This window comes from Micromonospora sp. DT233 (assembly GCF_049841815.1).
GTDB lineage: Bacteria > Actinomycetota > Actinomycetes > Mycobacteriales > Micromonosporaceae > Micromonospora.
The window spans coordinates 94,533-113,064 of record NZ_JBNCLB010000017.1 but is presented as its reverse complement, the minus strand read 5'-3'; the positions used below and the strand labels follow the sequence as shown (position 1 = coordinate 113,064).

Below are 18,532 nucleotides of genomic sequence, written 5' to 3'. Positions count from 1 at the left end.
GTGTCCTCGAAGTTCTCGACCCGAGGCTCACTCGGCCGACCGGCAGCCCGCCGGGTCGACCGGCGGAACCGTGTCCGAGGGCAGCGCGTCGGGCGTGGTGGTCGGCTCCGGCGTCGGGGGGGCGACGGCCCGGCGACTGGCGGCGGTCGAGCGGGTCGCCTTGGGGGTGGGCGCCCCGGTGGTGGCCGCCTCCGGAGTCGCCGTCGGGGTGGGCGGGCAGATCGGCTTGAGGTTCGGGTTCGTGGGGTCGTCGCTGGTCAGCTCGGCCAGTCGGCGCTCGGCGTCCGGCTCACCCTTGGCCGGAATGCCCTGCTTGACCTGCTCCTGGGCGGCCAGGGTGAGATCGTCCAGGCGGGCCGGGCTGGTCGAGTGCACGGCCGAGAGGTCCAGGCCGGCGACCTGCCCCTGGACGCCCCGGAAGACCGCCACCTGACCGTCGTCGGTGGCACCGACGTAGTACTGCCGCTGGGTGTAGCTCCAGCCCCCGAAGAGCGCCCCGCCGAGGATGACCAGCAGCGCGACGAGCAGCGCGACGGTCCGCAGCGGCCGGCGCTTCGGACGGTCGTCGTCGCCGTCGTCGGCCGGGTCCTCGGGTGCCGGCGGCCGGGGCGCGGAGAGCGCGGAGGCCCGCGCGGCGGGAGTGGAGACGTCGGCGGAGGTGGCCATGCCGCGATCCTTGGCGGCGGCGCCGCCGACGATCGGGCTCGCCTCGACGATGTCCTGGTCGGTGGCGTCGGCGATGATCACCGTGATGTTGTCCGGGCCGCCGCCGCGCAGCGCGAGCTGCACCAGCCGCTCGACGCACTGCTGCGGGTCCGGGTAGTCGCGCATGGTGTCGGCGATCGTCTCCGAGCTGACCACGCCGGAGAGGCCGTCGCTGCAGATCAGGTAGCGGTCACCGCGCAGCACCTGACGGACGCTGTATTCCGGGTCGATGTCACGGCCGTCGAGCGCCCTGGTGAGCAGCGACCGCTGCGGGTGGCTGCTCGCCTCCTCGGCGCTGATCCGGCCCTCGTCGACGAGCATCTGGACGTACGTGTCGTCCTTGGTGATCTGCGCGAACTCGCCGTTGCGGAGTAGGTAGGCCCGGGAGTCACCGATGTGGACCATGCCCAGCTTGGTGCCGGAGAAGAGGGTCGCGGTGAGCGTGGTGCCCATCCCCTCCAGCTGCGGGTTGGCGTCCACGGTGTCACGGAGCTGCTGGTTGGCGGTGCCCACGGCCGAACGCAGCAGGTCGACCAGGGCGTCCCCGGGGGCGTCCTGGTCGAGCGGCTCCATGGCACCGATGACGATGTTGCTGGCGACGTCACCGGCGGCCATGCCGCCCATGCCGTCGGCAACGGCGAGAAGCCGCGGTCCGGCGTAGACGGAATCCTGATTACCGTCTCGGATCAGACCGCGGTCGCTGTGGGCCGCATAGCGCAGGGTCAGAGTCATGGCCGTAATTCGAGAGAGGTGCGGCCGATACGGATCGGCACGCCGAGGGGGACGGGGGTTGGTCCGGTGACCTTATCGCGATCGAGGTAGGTCCCGTTAGTCGATCCGAGATCCTCGACGAACCACTGCCCGTCACGGGGCAACAGTCGGGCGTGTCGCGCCGACGCGTAGTCGTCGGTGATGACCAGCGTCGAGTCCTCCGCCCGGCCGATGGTGATCTGGGACTGGCCCAGGGTGATCCGGGTGCCGGCGAGCTGGCCGGCGGTCACCACCAGCTGGTGGGCCGCCCTGCCCCGCTTCGCCTTGGCCGGCTTGGCCGCCGGCTGCCCGGTCGAGGCGCCCACCGCCCGTGGGGCGGCCACCAGCCGCCCCGATCGGGCCCCGGCGAAGAGGTCCCGGCGAATGACGCCGACCACCGTGAACACGAAGATCCACAGCAGGATGAGGAACCCGAAGCGGGCGACGGTGATGACGAGTTCCGGCAAGGCGGATCAGCCGTCCACGCGGAAGGTCAGGGTGGTCGTGCCGAGCTGGATCATGTCGCCGGGGTTGAGGGCGACGGCGGAGACCCGCTGGCCGTTGACCATGGTGCCGTTGGTCGACCCGAGATCGGTCAGCACGACCTGCCCACCGTCGAAGTCCAGCCGGGCGTGTCGCCGGGAGATGCCGACGTCCGGCAGGCGCAGGTTGGCCTGGTCGCCCCGGCCGATGACCGTGGAGCCCATCTGGAGCGGGTAGGTGCGCCCGTCACCGGAGACCAGCCGCACGTTGCGCCCACCGCCGTGCCCCGGCGGCGGGCCGTAGCCGCCGCCCTGGTCGTACGCCGGGTATCCGGGCGGGCCGGCGTCGTAGCCGCCCTGGTCGTAGCCGGGCCCGGAGACCGGGGCGACGTCGCCGCCCGTGTAGACCTCGGCGGTGACCCGGAACATCCCGGTGTCGAGGCCCTCGCCCCGCTCGATCTCGACGATCACGTCGCCGTAGACCGTCCAGGCCTGCTCGCCGATGAACTCCGCCTGCGACTGGGCCAGCTCCTGGGCCAGCGCGGCGGCGTACGGCGCCAACCGACTGTGGTCATACGGCGAGAGATCGATCACGTAGCGGTTGGGCACCAGAGTGCGCCCACCGGCGAGGATCGCCTTGTGCGCCTCGGCCTCCCGCTGCATGGCATTGAGGATCTCAACGGGGTGAACCACCCCTTTGAAGACCTTGGCAAAGGCTCCCTCCACCAGGCCTTCCAGACGCTTCTCGAAGCGTTGCAGCACGCTCACCGGCTCCTCCTCGGGTCCCGAGGACATGATGGTATCCGGCCGGCGCGCGCGCAGCTCACACGCCGCTCGGCCGCCCGGTGTCGACCCGCTCGGACGGGTCGTTGCCCTCGTGCTACAGTTTTGTCCGCCACGAACGGTAACCGGTCGTGGCGAGGGCCGGAAGGCCGTAGGATGTGTCGACCCGCTGGAAACAGCGGATCCGGGACGGGCTACAGTTTCCGGTGTCATGCCGCGGGGGAGTGGCGGAATGGCAGACGCGCACGGTTCAGGTCCGTGTGCCCGAAAGGGCGTGGGGGTTCAACTCCCCCCTTCCCCACCAGAGCGAGGGCTCCGCAGAGATGCGGGGCCCTTTCGCCATTTCTGGGCCCCAGCGCCGCGTCCGGTCGGTCCCGGACGTCACGCTATGCTCCGATCGTTTCCCTGCCTCCGATTGACCAGGAGTGGCTGTGAGCGTCGCATTGGTGACCGGGTCGGGCGGCCTGATCGGTTCCGAGGCGGTCCGGCACTTCGCCGGCCTCGGCCTCGACGTCGTCGGCATCGACAACGACATGCGGCAGGAGTTCTTCGGCGCCGAGGCGTCGACCGCGTGGAACGTCCGGCGGCTCGCCGAGGACCTCGGTGGGGCGTACGCCCACCACAGCATCGACATCCGCGACCGCGACGCGCTGGCCAAGCTCTTCGCCCGGTACGGCCGCGACATCGCGGTGGTGATCCACACCGCCGCGCAGCCCTCCCACGACTGGGCCGTGCGCGACCCCTTCACCGACTTCGACGTCAACGCCGGCGGCACCCTCAACGTGCTGCAGAACGTCCGCGAGCACTGCATCGAGGCGCCGGTGATCCACTGCTCCACCAACAAGGTCTACGGCGACCGCCCCAACAGCCTCCCCCTGGTCGAGTTGGAGACCCGGTGGGAGATCGAGCCGGGGCACCCGTACGAGCAGGGCATCCGCGAGGACATGTCGATCGACGCCTGCCTGCACTCCGTCTTCGGCGCGTCGAAGGTCGCCGCCGACGTGATGGTGCAGGAGTACGGCCGCTACTTCGGGATGCGGACCGCCTGCTTCCGGGGCGGCACGCTGACCGGCCCGGCGCACTCCGCGACCGAGCTGCACGGCTTCCTCGGGTACGTGATGCGGGCCAACATGGAGCGCCGGACGTACAAGATCTTCGGTTACCAGGGCAAGCAGGTCCGCGACGCGATCCACAGCTCCGACGTGGTCTCGGCGTTCGAGGCGTTCTTCCGCAACCCGCGCTCGGCGGCCGTCTACAACCTCGGCGGCGGGCGGCACTCCAACATCTCCATGCGCGAGGTCTTCACCCTGGCCGAGGAGATCACCGACCAGCAGATGATCAGCGAGTACGTCGAGGCGAACCGGGTCGGCGACCACAAGTGGTGGATCGGGTCGAACGAGGCGTTCCAGGCCGACTACCCGGAGTGGAAGCAGGTCTACGACGTGCCGATGATCGCCCGCGAGATCTACGAGGCCAACGTCGACAAGTGGGTGCCGGGGGCATGACCGTCGACAGCAAGCGCAACGTCCTCGGCGTCGGAGTCGACGCCACCGACTACGCGGACGCGACCGAGCGGGTGGTGGCGGCGGCGCAGCAGCGCCGACCGCTGGCCCTGACCGCGCTGGCCGTGCACGGGGTGATGACCGGGGTGCTCGACCCGGCGCACAACGCCCGGCTCAACTCGTTCGACGTGGTCACCCCGGACGGGCAGCCGGTGCGCTGGGCGCTGAACCTGCTGCACCACGCCGGCCTCGCCGACCGGGTCTACGGCCCGCTGCTGACCCTGCACGTGCTGCGCCGCTTCGCCGAGGAGGGCCTTCCGGTCTACCTCTACGGCTCGACGGAGGAGACCCTGGGCCGGCTGGTCCCGAAGCTGGCGCAGATGTTCCCCGCGCTGAAGATCGTCGGGGTGGAGCCGTCGAAGTTCCGCGCGGTGCGGCCGGGTGAGGACGTCGAGATCGCCGACCGGATCCGGGCCAGCGGCGCCCGGCTCGTCCTGGTCGGGCTCGGCTGCCCGCGCCAGGAAATCTTCGCGTACGCGATGCGGCCCCTGCTGGACATGCCGCTGATGGCCGTCGGGGCGGCCTTCGACTACCACGCCGGGCTGCTGCGCAAGCCGCCACCGTGGATGCAGCGGGCCGGCCTGGAGTGGCTCTGGCGGCTCGGCCTGGAGCCGAAGCGGCTCTGGCGGCGGTACGTCATCCTCAACCCGGCATACCTCGGCCGGCTCGCGGCGCAGAAGACCGGGCTGTGGAAGGCGAACCCGCCCGCTCCGGCCACGGAACGGCTCTCCACCTTCGACGTCTGACCCGGGCCCGCGCGACTCGGCCCGGCCGGTCTCAGCGGGCCCGGCGCGGCCGGTCTCAGCGGGTGCGGCCGGGGCCCTGCACGTAGAGCAGCTCCAGGATCGCCCGGGTCGCCTCGAACCAGCGGTCCAGCCAACCGGGCGGGGGGACACTCCCCTTGGGCGGCAGTTCCATCAGCAGGCCACGCAGCAGCGGGTGGTCCACCAGGGACTCGGCCTGCCCGACCGCCCAGCCGTCGGACGGGAACGACGGCTCGGTGAGCGGGTTCGGGTCCAGCGAGGGCAGTGACAGCGGCGGACCCGGCTGTTCGGAGATCGAGGAGCCGACGTCCCGGCCGCCGATCTCGGTGTCGCCGGAGACCACCTCGGTCAACACGGTGTCGCGGCGGGCACCGCGGTACTTGCCGCCGAACCGTTCCGGCTTGCCCGGCCCATTGGTGAGGTTTTCTGACCCGATCGTCGTCATCGTCTCGCCTGCCTCGCTCGGTTGCCGATCGGTGCGGCGGGTTTCGGACCAGCACCGTACCGAGGGGTACAACGACCCGGAACGGTGGTGGCGACGGGTCGGGCCGGGATCCGATGCCCGGACGGCGGACACGCGACGGGCGCGGGCCGTCCGGCAGCTGCCGGACGGGCCGCGCCCGTCGTGTTCGGGGTGTCCGATCAGCCCAGGACGAACATGCCGTCCCTCGTACCGGCGACGAAGGCGTGCCAGTCGCCCGGAGCGAAGACCAGTGCGGGGCCGCTCTTGTCCTTCGAGTCCCGCACTCCGACCGCTCCGGTCACGTACGCCACCTCGACGCAGTTGTCACAGTTCGGCCCGCTCTTCGAGCTCTTGAACCACGTCGCCCGCGTCAGGTCCCCATGGAACCCCTTGGTCGCCAATTCCACAACGGCTCCTCTGCCAGTTCTGCGATTTGTGCAATGGAGTCCTCCGGGCGTGTGGCTGCTGCTCGAATGTGATCGAAGATGAAGTTGTACTTCTGAAGCTCGTCGCTCTTCTCGAGGAAGAGCCCACCCGTGGCGTTCTCCGCGTACACGACATCGGGATCACCCGCTTCGGGGAAGCTGAGGATGGTGAATGTGCCGTCCATGCCGGCGTGCGCTCCCACCGCGAACGGCAGGATCTGGAGCGTCACGTTCGGCAACTCCGCCACCTCCACCAGCCGCCTGAGCTGACCACGCATAACCGCGTCGCCGCCCACCGGCCGGTGCAACACCGCCTCATCGAGCACCACCCACAGATCGACCGGATCTTCCTGGGTCAACAACGACTGGCGGTTGATTCGGACACGCACCCGTTGGGTGACTTGGTCGGGCTCGATGTCCGGGCGGGCGGCCCGGATCATGGCGGAGGCGTACGCCTCGGTCTCCAGCAGGCCCGGCACCACCTGCTGCTCGTAGGTGCGCATCGAGTTCGCGGCGGACTCCAACCCGACGTACGAGCCGGCCAGCACCTTGCTGTACGGGTGCCACCAGCCCTTCTGTCGGGCCTCGCGGGCGATCTGCACCAACTCTTCGCTCTCTGCGGCGGACAACCCGTAGATCAAGAGCATGTCGCGGACGTCACGCGGGCTGGCGGTGGTGTGGCCGGTCTCGATCCGGGAGATCTTCGACGCGGAGCACTCCAACTTCTCGGCGACCGCCTCGATGGTGATGCCGGCCGCGTCGCGGTGCCGGCGCAACTCGTTGCCGAGCCGGCGTCGGCGGATGGTGGGACCGCGTCGCTCGCTCACGGCGTCCCCCCGTGGGGCACTGGGCCGGACCGATCGCTGCTCGCGCTCACCCGGTTACCTCCGGTCGATCGCGCCCGGGGTCGATGCCCGCCGGGGGCGCGACCGTCGAGGCGGCGGGCGAGCTTCGCGGCGGAGAGGGCACCGGCCGACGGCCGGTCGCGGCGGCGAAACCGGCGTCCAGTGTGCCGCTCGGGTGACGGCGGCATCAAGCGTCTATTTCCGCGAGCCACTCACGTATCGGCAAAAATCAACATGCAACTTGCAGTGGAGGGACGGCTGGTGCACTCTGTCCGTATGGCTCGGGTGACTGAGAGTTTCGGTCAGCCCCCCGCAGGAGGGGCGCTCCGTCGGCCACGGAGCGTCCGGCCGAGGGACCCGGGCCCAGGCACCACGCGACGGACCTGCCCCGGCTCAAGACCCCGTCGCCGCACGCCGGACGGCTGCGGTGGCGGGCGTGACCAGGCGGAGCAGTCGGGTGATGGTCGGGTGCGGGCACGCCACCAGCGGGCACGACCCGACCACCACACCCCGACCGGTGCCCGGGGCACCAACCCCGCACCGCGCGGCGACAATCCGAAAAAAAATCCCCGCCGGCATTCGTGCCGGCCGATCCTCTCCGGGAGTTCTCTGTGCTTCCCCGCCCAGGTGACGTACTGCACGTGACTCGCGCGGCAAGTGTCCAGTTCGCCAGACCGATCATGTTCCGCGTGATCCGGGTGCACGACTGGCCCACGTACGACGGCTGGGTGTGGCTCAACGGCTACGAGTTGGACGCGGCGGGGGACGCCGTCGACCGGCGGTCGATCTTCGTGCAGGTGGCCGGGCTACGTCAGCTCCGGACCGCCCCGCAGCCCCGGCAGCGCACCGCCCACCAGCGCCCTCCCGTGACCCGCACCCCCATACGGGTGGGCTGACCGCCGAAAACCCAGGTAGGGGGGCCTGCCGGCGGAATACGATCGGTGGGCCACCCCGGCGAACGTCTCCACCCCGCGCGTCCCGGACCCTGAACCTGGGATGGTCATGGCCATACTGCCTGCCGCGCGGCGACACCACCGGTCCCGTCTCCGCTACGCCCTCGGTCTGCTGGCGCTTGCCGGCACCGTCGGCATGCTCCTGATCCTGGCCCGCCATCCGACGTTCTCCGCCACCGAGCTGAGCGCCCCGGTCCCGGCGCCGGAGATCACCGTGATGGACGCCGGCCCCGGCCCCGACCCGCTCCGCGACGTCCCGGCACCCGCCCCCGCCGAGGGCGTCGGCCTCTCCGGTCGACCGGCCGTCGCCGGGCAGCCCGTCGATGTCGCCGGCCAGGCCGGCACGCAGGCGGGATCGGGCGCCGGGACCGGCGGCGATCCGGTCTTCGAGGCCCACCGGGTGCCGGGCGGAAGGACCACCCACCCGGACGACGTCGGCCGCTCGCTGTTCTGGTCGGGGCTCCTGGGCCTCGTCATCTCCCTGGCCGGGCTCGGCCTGGTCGGGGCCAGACGCCGCCGGTGGTGAGCGGGCCCCGGCCCGCCACGCCACCTGCCGGCCGGCGTGGCGGGTGCGGTCAGGGCGTCGGGGTGACCGTCGGCGTCGGCGTCGGCGTCGGCGTCACCGCGCCGGGCGTGCTCGTCGGTGCCACCGCGACCACCAGGGTGACCTCCTGCCCGGCGGCGACCGGCTCGCCGGGGCCGGGATCGGTGTCGAGCACCGTGCCGGGTGGCCGATCGGACTCCCGGCTCTCGATCCGGTACCCGATGCCGGCCTGGCCCAGGACCCGCACGGCCACCGCCCGGGGCAGCCCGACCACGGGCGGCATCGGCACCGAGGCGGCGGTGCTCGGCGGTGGGGTGGTGGACGGCCCGCCGGTCGTCGGCGCCCCGGTCGTCGCCGGGGCGGTGCTGGCCGGCGCCGAGGGAGTGGGCTCCGGGCCGGAGTCGTCGTCGGCCGACAGGGCCAACCAGACACCGGCTCCGATCACACCGAGCAGCAGCAGCGCCAGGATGCCGAGCAGGATCGGCAGCCACCAGGGCCGACCGCGCTGCTCCTCGGCGTACCAGTCGTCGCTGGCCGGGTCGCGGTAGTTCGCCGGGCGCGGCGGCGGGACCCCGGCCCGCCCGGACCAGACCGGCGGCGCGGCCGGCTGCTGGGCGGTCTCCCCGGCACCGGGCAACGGCCGGGTCCGGTCCGGCGGGCGGGGCAGGGGACGGGTGCGGTCGTCGGCGTCGTCCGCGCCGTCGGGGGGCAGGCCCTGCCGGTCGTCGCTCATCGCACGTCCTCTCCCCACCGGGGCGGGCCGCCAGGCCCTCGCCGTCCACGCTAACCGCTCCCGCCGAGATCGGCCGGGATCAGCGCGGCGAGCCGCGGTCAGGAGGTCGGCGTCGGCTCCACGTCCGGCTCTTCCGGCTCTTCCGACTCGTTTCCGCAGGTCAGGGAGACCTCGCCGTTCCAGTACGCCGGGCTGTCAGGTGCCGGGTCCTGGGCGGTGACCGTGCCGGTCCGCCCGGTGCGGTAGCGCGGGTACAGGCCCTCGTCGACCAGGTCGTCGGCCGCGTCCGAGCAGTCGTCGCCGAGCAGGTCCGGGACGCTGACCCGGGGTGCCGGCCCGGCGACGTAGAGCGCGACGGTGGTACCCCGCTTGACGGCCGTCCCGACGGGCGGGTCGGCGCTCAGCACGTCCCGGCCCAACCCGGTGCCGAAGACCAGCCGCCAACCGAGGCGGCGGTCCCGCAACTCGTCCCGGGCGTCCTCGAAGTCGGAGCCCACCACGGGCGGGACGGTCAGGCCGGTGGCCGAGGCGGGTGCGCTGGTCCGGGTGGCGGGCCGGGTCGTCGGGGGCGGGCTCGGGGTGGCCTCGGTGGCAGCGGGGGTGGGGGAAGCGGCGGAGCTGGCCGCCGACGGGGGCGGCGGTGGGGAGCCCTCCCTGCCGGCCAGCAGCCAACCGCCGACCGTGCCGACGACCGCGAGGAGCGCGAGGGCGAGGCCGCCGCCGATCAACCTGGACCGCCGCCCCGCGCCGGCGTCCCGGCCGGGCTCCTCGGCGTACGTCCGCCCAGCGCTGTCTTCGTCCGTCATCGCGCCCACCACCTCATCACCGGCGACGGTACCGGGCCGGGCCAAGCCCTTCCAAGCGGCTCGTCGCCACGACTCGCCGGGGTGAGCTCGGGGCGTTACGCTGCCCCGCATGGCCGGACGGCGCTGGGGAGGATCGATCGCCACGGCGGTCGGCGTGGCTGCCGGCACGGGCGCGGCCCAGCTCGGCTTCGGCTACGGGCTGGGCATCATCAACTGGGCGGCGACGGACGCCGCCGCCGGCGACCAGACCGCCTGGGTGGCCAGCCTCGCCTGGGCCACCTGGATCGCTGGTACCTCGACGATCGCGGGCGCGGCAAGCGCCCGATACCTGCGGCACCGGCATACCGCCGACGACGGGGAGCCCTCGCCCGCCGACCCGCACCCGGCCAACCCGCAACCGGCCGACCCGCAGCCGACCGACCCGCGCCCCGCCGGCCCGGCCACCGTCGCCGCCACCACCGGTGGTGACGGGCCCTCGCCGGCCCACGCCGGCCCCGGTCGGGGCGGGGACCGCGGATTCGCCTCGGCGGCGTTGGCGCTCGCCGGTGGCCTCGGCGCACTGGTCACCGTGCTGCTGGTGGCCGTGCCGGCCCGGATGGCGGCCGTGCCGGACGTCTCCACCCCGCAGGCGGTGGCCGCCGCGTACGCGGGCGTGGGTGTGCTGATCGGGGTGCTGATGGCCGGGTGGGTGCTGCGTTCACCGGCAGCGGCGGCCAACGTGATCGCCACCATCGGCTGGCTCTGGCTGCTCGCCGTGGTCGCCGTGGTGGACGGGGTGCTCTCCGGGCGTGGGTTGACCACCGCACAGCTCGGCATCTGGCAGCTCAGCGGGGATCGCTCCGGCTTTTGGCTCCAGGACTGGTTCTACTGGCCGGGGGCGCTCCTGGCGCTCGCCTCGGCCCTGCTGATCGGGGCACTGGCCGCACGCCGCGCCGCCCGGTCCCCGCAACACCGGCTCGGGGCGGCGGCCTCGGGCGCGGCCGGCCCGCTGCTCGTCGCGCTGGCCTACCTGCTGGCCACGCCCGGCCTCGCCGACATCGGCAGGGCGCAGGTGTCGGCGCACCTCGTCGCGCCGTACGCGGTGGTGGCCGGCCTCGCCGGGTCGATGCTGACCGCCGCGCTGGCCCAGCGCGCGACGGCCCGGCGCACCGGGCCCGCGCCGCAGACCCCGGCCCTCGGGGTCGGGGCGCAGGCGGCGATCCCCCGGCAACGCGGTGGCGAGAGCGACGACGCCCCGCACCGGCCCACCGCCAGCCAGCCCGACGCCAGCCAGGCCGGCACGACCGAGGCCGGCACGACCAAGGCCGGCACGGCCGAGCCCGGCACGACCGAGGCCGGCACGACCCAGGCCGGCACGACCGAGGCCGGCACCAGCGGGCCCGGCGGCGCGGCAGTCGCCGAGCCCGGCGGGGCCGGGGTCACCGCCGAGCCCGGCGGGGCCGAAGACCTGCCCGAGGGCGGAAGCTCGGTGGCCGCCGAGCGCCGGCCGGCGACGACGCCGAAGCCCCGCGCCGGACGGCGCGCCCGGTGATCTCGGATCAGTCGACCGGCCAGGTGTGCACCGGCTCGTTGCTGCGCTGAAGCGTGGCGTAGCGCTGCACCATGTGGTGCAGGGCAGCGGGGCGGTCCAGGCCCCGGTGCCGTTCGGCCGCCCAGACGGTCTCGGTCTGCCACGCCGCGCCGTTGCGCCCGGTGCGGCAGCGCTGCTCGATGATGCCGAGCAGCCGGTCCCGCTCGGCGGGTGCGACGCCGAAGCGGTCCAGGCCGCTCGCCGCCGTCGGCAGCAGGGTGTCGAGGACCAGCCGGGTCACCGGCACGTCCCCGAGGCCGGGCCAGTGCAGCACGGCGTCCAGGCCACGCCGGGCGGCGGTGTGGAAGTTCTCCTCCGCCGAACTGAAGGTGAGCTGGCTCCAGATCGGCCGGTCGGCCTCGGCCAGCCCTCGGGCCAGCCCGAAGTAGAAGGCGGCGTTGGCCAGCATGTCGACCACGGTCGGGCCGGCCGGCAGCACCCGGTTCTCGACCCGCAGGTGCGGTCGGCCGTCGGTGATGTCGTAGACCGGGCGGTTCCAGCGGTAGACGGTGCCGTTGTGCAGCCGGAGCTCCGCCAGCTCGGGAACGCCGCCGGAGTGCAGCACCTCGACCGGGTCCTCGTCCTCGCAGATCGGCAGCAGCGGCGGGAAGTAGCGGACGTTCTCCTCGAAGAGATCGAAGATCGAGGTGATCCAGCGCTCCCCGAACCAGACCCGCGGCCGTACGCCCTGGGCCTTGAGCTCGTCGGGGCGGGTGTCGGTGGCCTGCTCGAAGAGGGCGATCCGGGTCTCGGCCCAGAGGTGGCGGCCGTACAGGAAGGGGGAGTTGGCCCCGAGCGCCACCTGGACCCCGGCGATGGCCTGGGAGGCGTTCCAGTAGTCGGCGAAGCTGTCCGGGGCGACCTGGAGGTGGAACTGGAGGCTGGTGCAGGCAGCCTCCGGGGCGATCGAGTCGGTGTGGGTGCGCAACCGCTCGACGCCGCTGATGTCCAGCTCGATGTCCTCGCCCCGGGCGTTGACGATCTGGTCGTTGAGCACCTGGTAGCGCACGGCGGTGGAGAGGTTCTCGGCCACCAGGTGTCGCTCGGTGAGCGTGGGCAGGATGCCGACCATGACGATCCGGGCGTCGGAGGCCGCCGCCTGCTCGTCGGCGTGGGCCAGGCTGGCGCGCAGGTCGTGCTCGTAGTCCGCGAAGCCGCTGCCCTCGATCAGCCGGGGCTTGGCGTTCAACTCGAGGTTGAACTGCGCCAACTCGGTCTGGAAGAGCGGATCGTCGATGTCGGCGAGGATCTGCTCGTTGCGCATCGCGGGCTCGGCCGCCGCGTCCACCAGGTTCAGCTCGATCTCCAGCCCGGTCATCGGCCGGTCGGCGTCGAAACCGAAGTCGTCCAGCATCAACGCGAAGACGTCGAGGCAGCGCCGGACCTTCTGCCGGTAGCGGACCCTGTCGTCTCGGGAGAAGGCGCCCTGCTCGACGTCCCTGCCCATGTGTCCTCCCGGCGCGAGGCGCGACGGGGCGGTGCCGCCCTGCCGCGCGTGGTGAACCTTCCACGGTAGGAGCGCCCGCCGCGCCGGGCCAGAGGCCGACGCCGGGCGATCACCGCGACGAACGACCGGGACCGGGACCGGGACGCGCTTCCGCGGGATACCTACCCAGGTGGGCCCGCCGGCCACCGCTCACGAGCGCCGCCCGCCCGTGACAAATCGCACGCTCTCGCCGGGCGGGTTGCGCTCGCGGTGTCGTCGCCGATGAGCGCGCGGCGGTGCCGGTGCCGACCACCGGCCCGCGCCGACTGGTGCGACGCGGGCCGGTGGGGTTTCCGTACGACGGTGAGCGGCTCTGCCGGCCGGAGATCAGGCCTGGCGGACGGCCTCGCCCTCGATCTCGATCTTGATCTTCTTGCCGACCAGCACGCCCCCGGTCTCCAGGGCCACGTTCCAGGTCAGGCCGAAGTCCTCGCGGTCGATCTCGGTGCTGGCGGAGAAGCCGAAGATGTCCTGGCCGAAGGGGCTGCGGCCGGCGCCCTCGAACTCGACCTCCAGCTCCACCGGGCGGGTCACGCCCTTGATGGTCAGCTCGCCGGAGAGGACGAACTCGTTGCCGTCGTGGGACTTCACGCCGGTGCTGCGGTATTCCAGCGTGGGGAAGCCCTCGACGTCCAGGAACTCGGGGCTGCGCAGGTGGGCGTCCCGGTCGGCCTGGGCGGTGTTGATGCTGGCGGCCTGGATGGTGGCGACGACCGAGGACTGCAGCGGGTCCTCCGCGATCGTCAGCGTGGCGGTCGCGTCGGTGAACTCACCACGGACCTTGCTGACCATCATGTGCCGGGCGACGAAGCCGACCCGCTTGTGGGCGGTGTCGAGCAGGTAGGTGCCGGCTGCGGGGATCGTGAGGCCGGCCCACTCGCGGGTGACCGATCCGGTGCTGCTGGTCATGGTGCTGCCTCCAGGGGGGAAATTTTGTTAGGAACCGAATGGCTGGTGAAGCAACTATAGCTACAGCAATATTCCTCTTGTCAAACACTGTTAGGCTGGGTCCGTGGACCAGAACATGTTCGACGACCCCCGGATCACCGCCGTCGGCCTGCTCATCGAGGCGCACGCCGGGTTGACCGCCCGGTTCGCCGCACAGTTCGAGGAGCACGGCCTCTCCCCGGTCGAGTTCGACGTGCTGACCCGGCTCGCCCGCTCACCCGGCAACCAGCTCAGGATGACCGACCTGGCCGCGCAGACCTCGCTCTCGACCAGCGGCGTGACCCGGGTGGTGGACCGGATGGAACGCGACGGTCTGGTCTGCCGCCGGGCCTGCCCGTCGGACCGGCGCAGCTCGTACGCCGTGGTCACCACGACCGGCCTGACCCGGCTCGACGAGGTCCTCCCCGGTCACCTCGGCATCATCGAGCAGTGGTTCACCGGCCAACTGGAGCCGGCGGCGCTGCACGCCCTCCTCGACGGCCTCCGGCGGATCCGGGACGCGACTCACCCGGGGGCGACGGCGGGCAGCACCACCCCGCCCCCGCACTAGCCGCACGCCGACCGACCGGGTGCCGACGGCACTACCGGCAGAAAGACCGGCAGAATCCGTCGAGCGAGATGGCCATTCGGGCCTAACGGACGGAATCCCCCATCAGAAGTGGCTACTGTGCTCATCCACGGGGGCGCACCGGGGGGTGCTGGCGCGAGCGAGGTGCGAGGGATAACACCAGGGGGCTACTTCGCTCGCGCCGCCTCCCCGCGTCACCCCCGCGTCGCGTCGACCCGCAGGGTCGCCAACCGCGCGGCCTCCCGGGGCAGCAGGCTGACGCCGCCCTCCCGACAGACCCGGTCGATCCGGTCCAGCACGCTCGAATCGTCCGTGCTCGCCGCCAACCCGACCAGGGCCTCCACCACGTCCCGCCGGTCCCGCTCGGCCGCGCCCGCCTCGGCGGCGGCGGCGAACCACACCGCCGCCAGGTCCCGGTCACCCCGACACAGGGCGATGTTCGCCTCGATCAGGGCGCAGCCCGCATCGTCACACCGGGCCCCCGCGTGCCGGCCACCGGCCGGATCGCAGCCCAGGTCCGTCCCACGCTCGGTCGGCCCCGGCCGGAGGGTCGCGTCCCCGGCCGCGCAGGAGCGCAGGGCGATCAGCACCTCGGCCGCCTCGTCCGGACGCCCGTCCTGGGCCAGTGCCAGCCCGACGGTGCCGAGGGCCCGCCTCCGGTGCCCCGGATCGCCGATCTCGGCCAACCCGGCCAGCACCCGGCGGCCCTGCGCCACCGCCTCGGCGTAACGGCCCTGCAACCGGGTGACCTCGGCCAGGTTCGCCCGCGCGAGCACCCGCAGCCGCCGGTCGTCGCACTGCGCGGCCAGCCGGTCCATCGTGGCCAGCCGACGCCGGGCCCCGGCCAGATCGCCCAGCCGGGTCTCGTGCCAGGCGAGACTGTTCTGCGCCACCGCCATGTCCCGGGTCCGGGCGTGGCGGGTGGCCAGGGCGAGGACGGCGAGCGCCTGCTCCCGCGCCTCGTCGTACGCGTCGGTCGCGATGAGCAGCCCTCCGAGCACCACCCGCGCCTCCAGCTCACCCGTCACGTCGCCCGTGCGGTGGAACAGCGCCCAGGCCGCCCGCGCCGCCGGCAGCTCCTGCTCCGCCGCGCCCTGCTCGGCGGCCAGCCGGGCCGCTCCGAGCGCCGCCCACGCGCGCAGCGTCGGATCGGCCTGCGCGGTACGCGGATCGACCAGCAGCCGGCGCAACCACTGCCGCCCGATGACCTCGCGGCCCCGGAACCGCCACCACCGGGTCAGCCCGGCGGCCAGCCGCAGCGCGGTGACCGGTTCGTCGACCGCCGCATGGGTCAGCGCGGTCGCGATGTCGCTGCTCGCCTCGTCCAGCCGGCGTACCGCCGAGGTGAGCTGGGGACCGGCCAGCTCGGCGCCGGTGCGGGCCACCAGGCGGGCGAAGACCTCGGCGTGCCGCCGACGTACGGCGCTCAGCTCGCCGGCGCCGATGACCTGCTCGGCGGCGAACTCCCGGACCGCGTCGAGCAGCCGGAACCGGAACGGCCCGGCCCCCCGGACGCTGAGCAGGCCGAGCTGGAGGAGCCGGTCCAGCAGCGGCACCGGGTCGACCGACACGGTGCCCTCCGGGTCGGCGTCGTCGGCCAGCATCTCCTCGGCCAGCTCCACCGACCAGCGGTTGCGGAACATCGAGAGCCGACGCAGCGCCGTCCGCTCCTGCGGAGCGAGCAGGCGGTAGCTGGCCGCCACCGCGTCGCGCAGGGTGACCGGCGGCCCGCCCCCCGCCGCCGCCCCGCCGGAGCACGCCGTGTCCCCGGAGGACGAGGCCGCGCCGCCCGGGTCGGTGGCCGCCCAGCCCGGCGGCGAGGTCGGCGCGGCGGCGAGGTCGAGGACGCGGTCGCCGTACCGGTCGAGCAGCTCGTTGAGGTCCAGGATGCGCCCCCGGGCGGCCATCAGCTCGATGGCCAGGGGCAGCCCGCCCAGCCGGCGGGCCAACGCGGCCAGCGCCGGCAGCTCGGCCGGGTCCGGCGGCTCCCGCCGGACCCGCGCCAGGCGCGCGGTGAAGAGCGCCACCGCCGGGTAGCCGGCCAGCACGTCCGGCTCGGCCGGGTCGAGCTCGGGCGGGGGCACCTCCAGCGGCGGCACCGGCCAGACCCGCTCGCCGCTCACCCCGACCGGATGCCGACCGGTCACCAGCACCCGCAGCGTCGGCACCGCACGGGCGAGCCGGTGCAGCGCCTCGGCCACCGGGTCCGGCGCCCGCTCCACCGCGTCGATCAGCAGCAGCGCCGGGCGACCGGCGAGCCGGAGGGCCAGATCCGCCGGGCGGGCGCCGCCGAAGACGGCGGTCACCGCCGAGAGCACGTCGGCGGCGTCCGAGCCCTCCCCGGCGAGCACCCCGGCCACGCCGCCCGGCGCCCGACCCGCGACCGCGTGGGCCACCGCCAGGGCCAGCGCCGTCTTGCCCACCCCGGCCAGCCCGACCAGGCTGACCACCGGCGGGCCGTGGTCGGCGGTGAGCAGGTCGACCAGCTCGGCCACGTCCCGCTCCCGGCCGATCAGCTCGCCCGGGGGCGGGAGCGCGATCGGCGTACCGGCGCAGTGGGGGACCGGCGACGGCCCGCCGCCGGCCGGGGCGGGGCCGCCCGTCGGCGCGGGGCAGGGCTGGGTCGGCGGGGCCCCGGCCGCCGCCCGGGGTGGGGTCGCGCCCCGGGCGGCGGCGGCGAACTCCGCCCGCGCCGGGCCGGCGAGGCCGAGCGCGGCGGCCAGCAGCTCGACGGTGGTCCGCTGCGGGCGCGCGGAGCGACCCCGTTCCAGGTCACGGACCGTCCGCACGCCGACGCCCGCCCGGGACGCCAGCTCGGCCTGGGTGAGGCCGGCCGCGCGCCGATGCGCGCGCAGCAGTTCGGACAGTCCGGTACGACCGCCCGCGTCCGGCGAGCGATCATGAGCGGCAGCCATGGGCAGGAAGGGTACGGATCGGGTGCGACGACCGGCACCCAAACGTCGTCCTGCCGACGAAACCGGTCAGAGACCCAGGTCGCGGGCGATGATCATGCGCTGGACCTCGCTGGTGCCCTCGCCGATCTCCAGGATCTTCGAGTCGCGCCAGAACCGGGCCACCGGGTACTCGTTCATGAAGCCGTAGCCACCGTGGATCTGGGTCGCCTCCCGGGCGTTGTCGACCGCGACCGTGCTGGCGTGCAGCTTGGCGATCGCCGCCTGCCGCTTGAACGGCTCGCCGGCGAGCATCCGGGCCGCCGCGTCGTAGTAGGCGAGGCGGGCGGTGTGCGCCTTCAGCTCCATGTCGGCGATCTTGAACTGGATCGCCTGGTAGTTGCCGATCGGCTGGCCGAACGCCTGGCGCTGGCGGGCGTAGGCCATGGACTCGTCGACGCAGCCCTGGGCGAGGCCCACGGCCAGGGCGGCGATGGCGATGCGGCCCTCGTCGAGGATGCGCAGGAACTGGGCGTACCCCCGGCCGCGCTCGCCGAGCAGGTTGGCCGCCGGGACCCGGCAGTCGTCGAAGGTCAGCTCGTGGGTGTCCGAGGCGTTCCAGCCGACCTTGGAGTAGCCGGGCGCGACGGAGAAGCCCGGCGTGCCGGACGGGACGATGATCGTGGAGAGCTCCTTCGACCCGTCCGGCCGGGTGCCGGTGACCGCGGTGACCGTCACCAGTGCGGTGATGTCGGTGCCCGAGTTGGTGATGAACGCCTTTGAGCCGTTGATCACCCACTCGTCGGTGGCCGGGTCCAGGACCGCCCGGGTCTGGGTGCCGCCGGCGTCCGAGCCGGTGCCCGGCTCGGTCAGGCCGAAGGCGGCCAGCGCCTCGCCGCTGACCAGCCTCGGCAGCCACCGCGCCCGCTGCTCCGGGGTGCCGAAGCGGAAGATCGGCATGGCGCCGAGGGAGATCGCCGCCTCCAGGGTGATCGCCACGCTGGAGTCCACCCGGGCCAGTTCCTCCAGGGCCAGGCAGAGCGCGAAGTAGTCGCCGCCCATGCCGCCGTGCTCCTCCGGGAAGGGCAGCCCGAACAGCCCCATCTTGCCCATCTGCCGGACCACCTCGTACGGGAAGGTGTGCTTCTCGTAGTGTTCGGCGATCACCGGCGCGACCTGCTCGCGGGCGAATTCCCGGACGCTCTCCCGCAGCGCCTCTTGCTCCTCGGTGAGCCGGAAGTCCATCGGTTTCCT

The 18,532-nt window shown here is 73.5% G+C and carries 18 protein-coding genes and 1 tRNA gene; 7 read left to right on the top strand and 12 right to left on the bottom strand.

Annotated features, from left to right (window positions below; all coding sequences use genetic code 11):
- Nucleotides 1–27: 27 nt before the first annotated feature.
- Genes ACLQ2V_RS25615 through ACLQ2V_RS25605 form a run of 3 tightly spaced genes read right to left on the bottom strand, consistent with a single transcriptional unit; the run spans nucleotide 28 to nucleotide 2,732 of the window.
- Nucleotides 28–1,437: a PP2C family protein-serine/threonine phosphatase gene (locus ACLQ2V_RS25615; protein ID WP_425721125.1), complete on the bottom strand. Its 1,410-nt coding sequence runs from the start codon at nucleotides 1,435–1,437 to the stop codon at nucleotides 28–30.
- Nucleotides 1,434–1,922, bottom strand: a complete 489-nt coding sequence (locus tag ACLQ2V_RS25610) for an FHA domain-containing protein FhaB/FipA (RefSeq protein ID WP_425721124.1) — start codon at nucleotides 1,920–1,922, stop codon at nucleotides 1,434–1,436. The genes ACLQ2V_RS25615 and ACLQ2V_RS25610 overlap by 4 nt, the downstream gene beginning before the upstream one ends.
- A 6-nt stretch (nucleotides 1,923–1,928) precedes the next feature.
- On the bottom strand, nucleotides 1,929–2,732 hold the full coding sequence (locus ACLQ2V_RS25605) for an FhaA domain-containing protein (protein WP_425721123.1): 804 nt from the start codon (nucleotides 2,730–2,732) through the stop codon (nucleotides 1,929–1,931).
- 206 nt (nucleotides 2,733–2,938) lie between these two features.
- On the opposite strand from ACLQ2V_RS25605, the gene ACLQ2V_RS25600 reads away from it, so the two are divergent.
- The 3 genes from ACLQ2V_RS25600 to ACLQ2V_RS25590 all read left to right on the top strand — a co-directional run bounded on the left by ACLQ2V_RS25600 (nucleotide 2,939) and on the right by ACLQ2V_RS25590 (nucleotide 5,028).
- Nucleotides 2,939–3,024: transfer RNA gene (locus ACLQ2V_RS25600), tRNA-Leu, on the top strand.
- Between the two features lie 127 nt (nucleotides 3,025–3,151).
- Nucleotides 3,152–4,225 (top strand): NAD-dependent epimerase/dehydratase family protein, encoded by a 1,074-nt coding sequence (locus ACLQ2V_RS25595; protein WP_425721122.1) that lies wholly within the window; start codon nucleotides 3,152–3,154, stop codon nucleotides 4,223–4,225.
- Nucleotides 4,222–5,028, top strand: a complete 807-nt coding sequence (locus ACLQ2V_RS25590) for a WecB/TagA/CpsF family glycosyltransferase (RefSeq protein WP_425721121.1) — start codon at nucleotides 4,222–4,224, stop codon at nucleotides 5,026–5,028. The genes ACLQ2V_RS25595 and ACLQ2V_RS25590 overlap by 4 nt, the downstream gene beginning before the upstream one ends.
- 55 nt (nucleotides 5,029–5,083) lie before the next feature.
- Here ACLQ2V_RS25590 and ACLQ2V_RS25585 read toward each other — a convergent pair whose 3' ends face one another.
- The 3 genes from ACLQ2V_RS25585 to ACLQ2V_RS25575 all read right to left on the bottom strand — a co-directional run bounded on the left by ACLQ2V_RS25585 (nucleotide 5,084) and on the right by ACLQ2V_RS25575 (nucleotide 6,761).
- Nucleotides 5,084–5,491, bottom strand: a complete 408-nt coding sequence (locus ACLQ2V_RS25585) for a hypothetical protein (protein WP_425721120.1) — start codon at nucleotides 5,489–5,491, stop codon at nucleotides 5,084–5,086.
- A 197-nt stretch (nucleotides 5,492–5,688) separates the two neighbouring features.
- A complete protein-coding gene (locus tag ACLQ2V_RS25580) occupies nucleotides 5,689–5,910 on the bottom strand; it encodes a DUF397 domain-containing protein (protein WP_425721157.1) in 222 nt (73 codons plus the stop codon).
- Nucleotides 5,880–6,761: a helix-turn-helix domain-containing protein gene (locus tag ACLQ2V_RS25575; RefSeq protein ID WP_425721119.1), complete on the bottom strand. Its 882-nt coding sequence runs from the start codon at nucleotides 6,759–6,761 to the stop codon at nucleotides 5,880–5,882. The genes ACLQ2V_RS25580 and ACLQ2V_RS25575 overlap by 31 nt, the downstream gene beginning before the upstream one ends.
- Before the next feature lie 629 nt (nucleotides 6,762–7,390).
- On the opposite strand from ACLQ2V_RS25575, the gene ACLQ2V_RS25570 reads away from it, so the two are divergent.
- Together ACLQ2V_RS25570 and ACLQ2V_RS25565 are read left to right on the top strand one after the other, a co-directional pair.
- Nucleotides 7,391–7,675: a hypothetical protein gene (locus ACLQ2V_RS25570; RefSeq protein ID WP_425721118.1), complete on the top strand. Its 285-nt coding sequence runs from the start codon at nucleotides 7,391–7,393 to the stop codon at nucleotides 7,673–7,675.
- 106 nt (nucleotides 7,676–7,781) lie between these two features.
- On the top strand, nucleotides 7,782–8,258 hold the full coding sequence (locus ACLQ2V_RS25565; RefSeq protein WP_425721117.1) for a hypothetical protein: 477 nt from the start codon (nucleotides 7,782–7,784) through the stop codon (nucleotides 8,256–8,258).
- Between the two features lie 49 nt (nucleotides 8,259–8,307).
- On the opposite strand, the gene ACLQ2V_RS25560 is transcribed toward ACLQ2V_RS25565, so the two are convergent.
- On the bottom strand, nucleotides 8,308–9,009 hold the full coding sequence (locus tag ACLQ2V_RS25560; RefSeq protein WP_425721116.1) for a PASTA domain-containing protein: 702 nt from the start codon (nucleotides 9,007–9,009) through the stop codon (nucleotides 8,308–8,310).
- Between the two features lie 98 nt (nucleotides 9,010–9,107).
- On the bottom strand, nucleotides 9,108–9,815 hold the full coding sequence (locus ACLQ2V_RS25555) for a PASTA domain-containing protein (RefSeq protein WP_425721115.1): 708 nt from the start codon (nucleotides 9,813–9,815) through the stop codon (nucleotides 9,108–9,110).
- 109 nt (nucleotides 9,816–9,924) lie between these two features.
- On the opposite strand from ACLQ2V_RS25555, the gene ACLQ2V_RS25550 reads away from it, so the two are divergent.
- Nucleotides 9,925–11,346, top strand: coding sequence for a hypothetical protein (locus tag ACLQ2V_RS25550; RefSeq protein ID WP_425721114.1), 1,422 nt, complete (start codon nucleotides 9,925–9,927; stop codon nucleotides 11,344–11,346).
- 7 nt (nucleotides 11,347–11,353) lie between these two features.
- On the opposite strand, the gene ACLQ2V_RS25545 is transcribed toward ACLQ2V_RS25550, so the two are convergent.
- Both ACLQ2V_RS25545 and ACLQ2V_RS25540 read right to left on the bottom strand, forming a co-directional pair.
- Nucleotides 11,354–12,832, bottom strand: coding sequence for a glutamate--cysteine ligase (locus ACLQ2V_RS25545; RefSeq protein ID WP_425721113.1), 1,479 nt, complete (start codon nucleotides 12,830–12,832; stop codon nucleotides 11,354–11,356).
- Between the two features lie 366 nt (nucleotides 12,833–13,198).
- Complete coding sequence (locus tag ACLQ2V_RS25540) at nucleotides 13,199–13,780, bottom strand: YceI family protein (RefSeq protein WP_425721112.1); 582 nt, start codon at nucleotides 13,778–13,780, stop codon at nucleotides 13,199–13,201.
- 103 nt (nucleotides 13,781–13,883) lie between these two features.
- On the opposite strand from ACLQ2V_RS25540, the gene ACLQ2V_RS25535 reads away from it, so the two are divergent.
- Nucleotides 13,884–14,369 (top strand): MarR family winged helix-turn-helix transcriptional regulator, encoded by a 486-nt coding sequence (locus tag ACLQ2V_RS25535; protein ID WP_425721111.1) that lies wholly within the window; start codon nucleotides 13,884–13,886, stop codon nucleotides 14,367–14,369.
- Nucleotides 14,370–14,581: 212 nt separating this feature from the next.
- Here the strand turns inward: ACLQ2V_RS25535 and ACLQ2V_RS25530 are convergent, their stop codons facing one another.
- Both ACLQ2V_RS25530 and ACLQ2V_RS25525 read right to left on the bottom strand, forming a co-directional pair.
- Nucleotides 14,582–17,302 carry an ATP-binding protein gene (locus ACLQ2V_RS25530; protein WP_425721110.1) on the bottom strand — a complete coding sequence of 907 codons (2,721 nt, stop codon included), beginning with the start codon at nucleotides 17,300–17,302 and terminating at the stop codon, nucleotides 14,582–14,584.
- A gap of 66 nt (nucleotides 17,303–17,368) precedes the next feature.
- On the bottom strand, nucleotides 17,369–18,523 hold the full coding sequence (locus ACLQ2V_RS25525; protein ID WP_425721109.1) for an acyl-CoA dehydrogenase family protein: 1,155 nt from the start codon (nucleotides 18,521–18,523) through the stop codon (nucleotides 17,369–17,371).
- Nucleotides 18,524–18,532 lie beyond the last annotated feature (9 nt).

What these genes read in the sequence shown, in the direction of transcription:
- ACLQ2V_RS25615 (WP_425721125.1), bottom strand. Translation starts at nt 1,437, where the DNA reads ATGACTCTGACCCTGCGCTATGCGGCCCACAGCGACCGCGGTCTGATC.
- ACLQ2V_RS25605 (WP_425721123.1), bottom strand. Translation starts at nt 2,732, where the DNA reads ATGTCCTCGGGACCCGAGGAGGAGCCGGTGAGCGTGCTGCAACGCTTC.
- ACLQ2V_RS25590 (WP_425721121.1), top strand. Translation starts at nt 4,222, where the DNA reads ATGACCGTCGACAGCAAGCGCAACGTCCTCGGCGTCGGAGTCGACGCC.
- ACLQ2V_RS25585 (WP_425721120.1), bottom strand. Translation starts at nt 5,491, where the DNA reads ATGACGACGATCGGGTCAGAAAACCTCACCAATGGGCCGGGCAAGCCG.
- ACLQ2V_RS25565 (WP_425721117.1), top strand. Translation starts at nt 7,782, where the DNA reads ATGGCCATACTGCCTGCCGCGCGGCGACACCACCGGTCCCGTCTCCGC.
- ACLQ2V_RS25560 (WP_425721116.1), bottom strand. Translation starts at nt 9,009, where the DNA reads ATGAGCGACGACCGGCAGGGCCTGCCCCCCGACGGCGCGGACGACGCC.
- ACLQ2V_RS25555 (WP_425721115.1), bottom strand. Translation starts at nt 9,815, where the DNA reads ATGACGGACGAAGACAGCGCTGGGCGGACGTACGCCGAGGAGCCCGGC.
- ACLQ2V_RS25550 (WP_425721114.1), top strand. Translation starts at nt 9,925, where the DNA reads ATGGCCGGACGGCGCTGGGGAGGATCGATCGCCACGGCGGTCGGCGTG.
- ACLQ2V_RS25545 (WP_425721113.1), bottom strand. Translation starts at nt 12,832, where the DNA reads ATGGGCAGGGACGTCGAGCAGGGCGCCTTCTCCCGAGACGACAGGGTC.
- ACLQ2V_RS25540 (WP_425721112.1), bottom strand. Translation starts at nt 13,780, where the DNA reads ATGACCAGCAGCACCGGATCGGTCACCCGCGAGTGGGCCGGCCTCACG.
- ACLQ2V_RS25530 (WP_425721110.1), bottom strand. Translation starts at nt 17,302, where the DNA reads ATGGCTGCCGCTCATGATCGCTCGCCGGACGCGGGCGGTCGTACCGGA.
- ACLQ2V_RS25525 (WP_425721109.1), bottom strand. Translation starts at nt 18,523, where the DNA reads ATGGACTTCCGGCTCACCGAGGAGCAAGAGGCGCTGCGGGAGAGCGTC.